This is a genomic window from Streptomyces sp. PT12, assembly GCF_003311645.1.
Lineage (GTDB): Bacteria > Actinomycetota > Actinomycetes > Streptomycetales > Streptomycetaceae > Streptomyces.
The window spans coordinates 1-1607 of the sequence record NZ_QEST01000144.1 but is presented as its reverse complement, the minus strand read 5'-3'; the positions used below and the strand labels follow the sequence as shown (position 1 = coordinate 1607).

Annotated in this window: 3 protein-coding genes; all 3 read left to right on the top strand. The window is 64.3% G+C overall.

The window, feature by feature from the left end; all coding sequences use genetic code 11:
* Positions 1-482 (top strand): hypothetical protein (locus DEH69_RS31550; RefSeq protein WP_181727461.1); only part of this gene is annotated, 482 nt, incomplete at its 5' end.
* A 127-nt stretch (positions 483-609) separates the two neighbouring features.
* On the top strand, positions 610-1230 hold the full coding sequence (locus DEH69_RS16690; RefSeq protein ID WP_147255632.1) for a hypothetical protein: 621 nt from the start codon (positions 610-612) through the stop codon (positions 1228-1230).
* 124 nt (positions 1231-1354) lie between these two features.
* Positions 1355-1558: a hypothetical protein gene (locus tag DEH69_RS16685; RefSeq protein WP_113687785.1), complete on the top strand. Its 204-nt coding sequence runs from the start codon at positions 1355-1357 to the stop codon at positions 1556-1558.
* Positions 1559-1607 lie beyond the last annotated feature (49 nt).

Sequence of the window (1607 nt, the reverse complement as noted above, 5' to 3'; positions counted from 1 at the left end):
CGGACAGCCTCGAAGCACGAGCGCGCGGCGAAGAGTTCGGAGAGATCGACATGGCTCCCTCGTACACTCCCGCCGACTACGCCGAGGTGCTGATGGAGAACGACGTCGTGTCGACCAACTTCTGCGTGATATTCGCCCCCATCGTCCCCGACAGCAGATTTGCGAGCATCGAGTTCTCCTGGTCAGCACTCGTGCCCACGCCGGGTGCACGCCCCGAACTGACCCATTACGACATCTCCCCCTTCGCTTCGGCGGGCGACCGCAATGCGACGATCTTTCTCACCTGCCCGGTCGGAGCCGCGCCTGAGGATGAACTGCTCCAAGCGGAGTTGACGATGTACGACTCGGGCACCGGCTCGGACCACGACGACATGATCGCCATCCTCAACTCCGCCGCCTACGCCGTCGTCGACGCCCTCAACTGCACCGAGCAATCCGGCCTCACACCCGAACCACCCGCCCGATGGGAAGGCACCACCTGACCTCACACCCGCAGGGCCTCCCGCACCACCGCCTCAGCGTCCGCCGTTCCGGTCCGGGCGAGCAGTTCGTGCAGGACTCAACCACGGATGAGAAGTGAATGAGCATGCGATGGAGAGGCGCCACTCGGTGAGACGGAAGCCCACCCTGCTCTCGTTCATCGGCGCGTTGCTCGTCAGCGTGCCCGGCTGCACGACGGGCGGCGACGACGGGTTCGCATACGACATGACAGCCGACGAGGTATGCCAGGGCACCCTCGCCGGAAGCCCGGACAGCCTCGAAGCACGAGCGCGCGGCGAAGAGTTCGGAGAGATCGACATGGCTCCCTCGTACACTCCCACCGACTACGCCGACGTGCTGATGGAGAACAACGTCATCACCACCGACTTCTGCGTGATCTACACGCCGGGTGCGTATCCCATGGACTTCGCAACCATCGAGTTCGCCTGGTCTTCCATGGTCCCCACTCCGGGTCACGAGCGCCGCCTCAGTTACTACGACGTGGACGCTTACGCCTCGACCAGCGACCAGTACGCGTCCATGTACGTCAACTGCCCCGTAGGGGCCGCCCCTCCCGACGAGCTCCTGTGGGCCGAACTCGCCGTCCAGACCCCCGGCAGCGGCTCCGACCACGACGACATGATCGCCATCCTCAACTCCGCCGCCTACGCCGTCGTCGACGCCCTCGACTGCACCGAGGAATCCGGCCTCACACCCGAACCACCCGCCCGATGGGAGGGCACCACCTGATCAAGCGAGGAGACGCGGAAGGCGCGAGGAACAGAGAACACTTCCGTCGAACGGTGAATGAGAAGGAACGGTACCCGCCCGACCTATGAGGAATCGAGCAAGCACGTTCACACGAACCCTGGTCATGAGCGCACTACTCGTCGCTGCCTCCGCGTGCGCCTTCGGCGGCGATAAAGAGGACTTCGGTGGGCGGGACCACAACATGACAGCCGAAGAAGTCTGCCAGGGCACCCTCGCCGGAAGCGCGGACAGCCTCGAAGCACGGTCACGCAGCGAAGAGTTCGGAGAGATCGAATCGGCTCCCTCGTACACTCCCGCCGACTACTGAGGTTGAACTCGTGGTGACGCCTTTGGCTAAGGTTTGATGGTCAGGCCGG

Bases quoted from the DNA above. Each gene is read 5' to 3' on its own strand.
- DEH69_RS16685 (WP_113687785.1), top strand. From the start codon at position 1,355: ATGAGCGCACTACTCGTCGCTGCCTCCGCGTGCGCCTTCGGCGGCGAT.